Origin of the sequence: Acinetobacter sp. YH01021 (genome assembly GCF_013420255.1) — a bacterium.
Taxonomy (GTDB): Bacteria; Pseudomonadota; Gammaproteobacteria; order Pseudomonadales; family Moraxellaceae; genus Acinetobacter.
In genome coordinates, this window is sequence record NZ_VOYO01000056.1 from 1 (window position 1) to 4,587 (window position 4,587).

Consider the following 4,587-nt stretch of genomic DNA (forward strand, 5'->3'; position numbering starts at 1 on the left):
GCATGTTCCGCGTCCTTGCAATACTGTGTTTACATACAGTCTATCGCTTAGCGGAAAGTTCTTTTACCCTCAGCCGAAATGCCTGCCGTTGCTAGACATTGCCAGCCAGTGCCCGTCACTCCCACTCAAATGTTAATAGGCCGCCTCTATGAAGGGGGCTGTTTTCGGGGTCGATTTCCAGGGGTTCATTGACACTTGAGGGGCGGGCTATGCCTTCCCTCTTGGCGTCCAATCCGCCCCTTGGGGCGTCAAATCAAGTCCGCTTTGTTCGGGCTGGGGTTGAAGTTGAAGCTGGGAATCTCCCCCGGCTTATGGCTGGCTGATGGTACTGGTTTGGGTGTCGCTGGGGTGGCTTTCTTGGGGGCCGGTTGGGAGGATGCCGGCGGTCTTGCGGTGGCCTTTTCAGGCTCGCCTGGCGACCGAATCAGACTGTTCACATAGCTGATAAAAGCATCATATCCGAAGCTGATTTTCCCTTCATCGTGCAGCGTTTTCCAGATGGCTTTTACCGGCCAGCCATCGGTCAAAGCCTCTTTTATGTCGTCGCGCTGGGCCAGGAAAGCCGCCCGATTCTGTCCTGAACGGGTGGGCTTTTGGGTCTGCATTTGCGCTGCAATGCGCTCTGTAAGCCGTTTAGTCATGCCGATTCTACCGCCTTTTATATGTCGATTTATCCGCGATTTAATGCCGATTCTATCGCTATTAAAGCGATTGTAAGGCGACTAAAGCCAGATTGCACGCCTTATGCGTGGAATCGGCTTGTGTTTGTCGATAAAACGGGTTATAGCCGGTAAATGGTAGTGATGTTAAAGTGGTGGTGAAGCGGGCAGGATGTGTGAAGTAGGCCCACCATGCAAGCATGGTGTTCCTCTTCACTTCCCCTTATTCGCACCTGCGGCGCTCAACGGGAATCCTGCCCTGCGGGGCCATCGGCGGACGCCGGAATAAGAGAACCAGGAGGACGCCAAAGATGGAGGCGACAGAGCAGAAGGTAACGAGAAAAAGCAGCACGCCGATCAAGGTGTATTGCCTGCCGGAAGAGCGGGCCGCCATTGAGGCCAACGCACAAGCGGCTGGCTTGAGTACGTCTGCTTTTTTGCTGGCCGTGGGGCAGGGTTACGCCGTCCAGGGCGTGACCGATTACGAGAACGTGCGCGAGCTGGTGCGGGTCAATGGCGACCTGGGCCGCCTCGGTGGTCTGCTGAAATTGTGGCTGACCGACGATGCCCGAACGGCCCGGTTCAGCGCTGAAACTGTCTTGGGCCTGCTGGCCCGGATTGAGGCCAACCAGGACGAAATGAGCCGATTGATGGAATCTATTGTGCGACCCAGGGCAGCATCATGATTGCCAAGCATGTTGCCATGCGTTCCCTGGGCAAATCAGACTTTGCCGACCTGGCTAAATACATCACCGACGCACAGAGCAAAGACCACCGGCTGGGCCATGTTCAGGTCACGAATTGCGAGGCGCATTCAGTGCGCGATGCCATCACCGAAGTGCTGGCCACCCAGCACATGAACACCAGGGCCAAGGGCGATAAGACCTATCACCTGATTGTCAGTTTTCGCGCCGGCGAGAATCCCGATGCCGACACCTTGAAGGCGATAGAGGAACGGATTTGCCAAGGGCTAGGGTTTGGTGAGCATCAGCGTATCAGCGCCGTGCATAACGACACCGACAACCTGCACATCCACATTGCCATCAACAAGATTCACCCGACCAGGCACACGATGCACGAACCGTACTATCCGCACCTGGCGCTGGCCGACTTGTGCGAGACGCTGGAACGGGACTATGGCCTGGAGGCAGACAATCACCGGCCGCAGCAGCGCGGGGCGGCATCGAGGGCCGCCGACATGGAGCGCCATGCCGGCGTGGAAAGTCTGGTGGGCTGGATCAAGCGCGAATGCCTGGACGACATTAAAGCCGCGCAGTCCTGGACGGAGCTGCACCAGGTCATGCGTGATAACGGCCTGGAGATTACGCCAAGGGGTAACGGGTTGGTGATCCGGGCCGATGACGGCACGATGGTCAAGCCCAGCACCCTGTCCCGCGATCTGTCCAAGCCTGCCCTGGAAAAGCGGCTGGGAGCCTTTGAGGCGTCACCGGATCAGCAGGAGAAGCCGCCCAGGCGGCAGTATCAAAAGAAGCCGGTACGGTCACGCGCTGACACCACCGAGCTTTATGCCAGGTACAAAGTTTTTTATCGCCAACTTATCAATGATAAATAAAAGTCACATCTATGTCAAAATCACTTATAACCGCACTCATTGTTGTCGCGCTTGATGCGATTGGTTTGGGATTAATCATGCCGGTGGTTCCGGCTTTATTAAATGAATTTGTACCGGCAGAGCAAACAGCATTTCACTATGGTGTTTTTTTATCGCTTTATGCGTTTATGCAGGTCTTTTGCGCGCCCGTTTTAGGGCGGTTATCTGACCGCTATGGACGGCGGATTATTTTGCTGGTTTCATTTTTAGGTGCCACGATTGATTATAGCATAATGGCGGCAGCGCCTGTTTTATGGGTGCTTTATATCGGCCGGATTATCTCAGGTGTTACCGGAGCAACTGGTGCAATCGCGGCATCAATTATCGCTGATACAACTAAACAGGAAGAACGTGCGCGTTGGTTTGGTTTTATGGGGGCGTGTTTTGGTGCAGGTATGATTGCAGGGCCTGCTATTGGCGGTGTTCTTAGTGATATATCTGTGCATGCGCCCTTTGTGGCAGGGGCTCTTCTCAATGCAATTGCCTTTTGTTTGGTGGCTTTCTTGTTGCCCAAAACGCCGTCACAACCGCCTGAAGGACAGCCAGCCAAAATCAATTTGTTTGAAGGCTTTCGCTTCAATTTTGCAGTTCAGGGACTTGCCAGCTTTTTTGCGTTGTTTTTTCTTATGCAGCTGATTGGGCAGGCGCCCGCCGCTTTGTGGGTGATTTATGGCGAACAGCGCTTGAATTGGGATATTGGCACAGCAGGTGTGTCGCTGGCCGTTTTTGGTGCAGCACATACATTCGTACAAGCTGTTTTAACCGGCACTCTTTCAAAGCGACTGGGTGACCGCGGTGTGTTGCTGCTTGGAATGGGCGCTGATATGTGCGGGTTTTTATTGCTGGCTTTTATCACGCAAAGCTGGATGGCGGTATTCTCAGGAACGGGTCCTATACCAGGAGCAATTCAAGAATTGCAACAGCAGATTTTTACTGAATGGTTACCAACTTCAGGTTTTGAATATGCTGAATTGCCAGATATCGAATTATATTTAGATGCTAATCCTCAGAATGCACAGTTCCAAATATGGCTCCCGATTCGTGCAAAATAAAAAAGTTGTGGCAAGTTTTTTGCCACAACTTTTTTTGAATAAAATGACTCTTAGTATTTTATAACTGACAATCAGCATATTAGATACTATAGTTGTTGTTGGCCTTTTAATTTGTTATAATCATATTGAGAGTAATTAGGAAAAAAGGAGCGTGGACAGATGACTAGAACGTGGTTTATTACTGGTGGAAGTAAAGGAATTGGTTTTGAGACAGTAAAATTAGTATTAGAAAATGGCGACCAAGTCATTTCTTTTTCTAGAACAGAAGGAAAACTCAGCAGGTTAAAAACAGAATATGGATCTTCTTTGCTGATCTGTTTAGGCGATATTGAAGAACGAGACATGGTAGTAGCCGCTGCTGCTAAGGGAGCAGAAAAATTTAATGGCATCGATATTGCTTTGAGTAATGCGGGAATGATGCTTGGAGGAATGATTGAGGAGACAACAGAAGAAGAGGCGCGTCAGATAATGAATGTAAACTTTTTCGGTTCTCTTTGGACGGCTCAAGCGGTTTCTCCTTTTTTGCGAGACAAATCAGGTCGTTTTATCCAAATGAGTAGTATCGGGGGCATCATGTCTTGGATGACTTCAGGTCTATACAGTGCTAGTAAATTTGCGGTAGAAGGATTGACGGAAGCTTTAGCACAGGAACTGGCTCCTTTTGGTGTTCATGTGACTATTGTTGAACCAGGAGGTTATTGGACAGATCTTTACAAGAAACTGCATAATAGTAAACGCTTGCCGGATTATCAAGAACTGCATCAACAAATGGATGCCTTCGCAAAAGAACAGGAGGGTCAGGCGACAGATAGTGACCCTATATTAGCAGCAAAGACAATCTTAAAACTTGCGGCATTGCCTGAACCACCACTACGTCTAATATTAAGTGATTCTCTTTTTGATGGGGTGATCGAAGCAACGGAAAATAAAATCGCCGGGTGGAAAGCAGAGGAGAGCCTCAGTCGGGAATCAGAAAAATTGATTCCAATGCCTGAAGGGTATTTAGCTGATAAGTAGATGACGACAGGAAAGTGACAATAAAAAATGAAAGAAATCATTGAAGAAATTCAAGCATACAAACCTTTTACACAGCAAGAAGCAAATGATCAAAAACTTTTTCTAAAACAAATACAATTTACGTATAGGAAGAATAAACGCCCTTTTCACCCAAGTCCAACAGCTTTGGACCGCAGTTGACTCTTTCGACACCCCTGCGATGCAACCCAATCCGGCTGACGGGGAGCCAGCAACGCTGAAAATTTAC

General features: G+C 49.7%; 5 protein-coding genes and 2 pseudogenes. 6 read left to right on the forward strand and 1 reads right to left on the reverse strand.

The annotated features are described in order from the left end of the window. Window positions 1–248: 248 nt before the first annotated feature. The gene (locus FTT86_RS15625) at window positions 249–641 is read right to left on the reverse strand and encodes a TraK family protein (RefSeq protein WP_052928019.1); all 393 of its coding nucleotides are present in this window, start codon (window positions 639–641) and stop codon (window positions 249–251) included. A gap of 329 nt (window positions 642–970) precedes the next feature. Between FTT86_RS15625 and traJ the strand changes: the two genes are divergently transcribed. The 6 genes and pseudogenes from traJ (at window position 971) to FTT86_RS15650 (ending at window position 4,520) form a co-directional block, all read left to right on the forward strand. Beyond that, on the forward strand, window positions 971–1,345 hold the full coding sequence (gene traJ / locus FTT86_RS15630; protein ID WP_033472343.1) for a conjugal transfer transcriptional regulator TraJ: 375 nt from the start codon (window positions 971–973) through the stop codon (window positions 1,343–1,345). Further along, window positions 1,342–2,217 (forward strand): annotated as a pseudogene (gene traI / locus FTT86_RS15635) (TraI/MobA(P) family conjugative relaxase); the annotation flags it as partial. The gene traJ and the pseudogene traI, both read left to right, overlap by 4 nt. 26 nt (window positions 2,218–2,243) lie before the next feature. Continuing rightward, window positions 2,244–3,146: pseudogene (locus FTT86_RS15640) on the forward strand (TCR/Tet family MFS transporter); the annotation flags it as partial. Then, a complete protein-coding gene (locus FTT86_RS16315) occupies window positions 3,138–3,323 on the forward strand; it encodes a GyrI-like domain-containing protein (protein ID WP_233735431.1) in 186 nt (61 codons plus the stop codon). The pseudogene FTT86_RS15640 and the gene FTT86_RS16315, both read left to right, overlap by 9 nt. A gap of 159 nt (window positions 3,324–3,482) precedes the next feature. Then, window positions 3,483–4,340, forward strand: coding sequence for an SDR family NAD(P)-dependent oxidoreductase (locus FTT86_RS15645; protein WP_120366351.1), 858 nt, complete (start codon window positions 3,483–3,485; stop codon window positions 4,338–4,340). Window positions 4,341–4,367: 27 nt separating this feature from the next. Further along, window positions 4,368–4,520: a hypothetical protein gene (locus FTT86_RS15650; RefSeq protein ID WP_180007116.1), complete on the forward strand. Its 153-nt coding sequence runs from the start codon at window positions 4,368–4,370 to the stop codon at window positions 4,518–4,520. The last annotated feature ends 67 nt before the right edge of the window (window positions 4,521–4,587 follow it).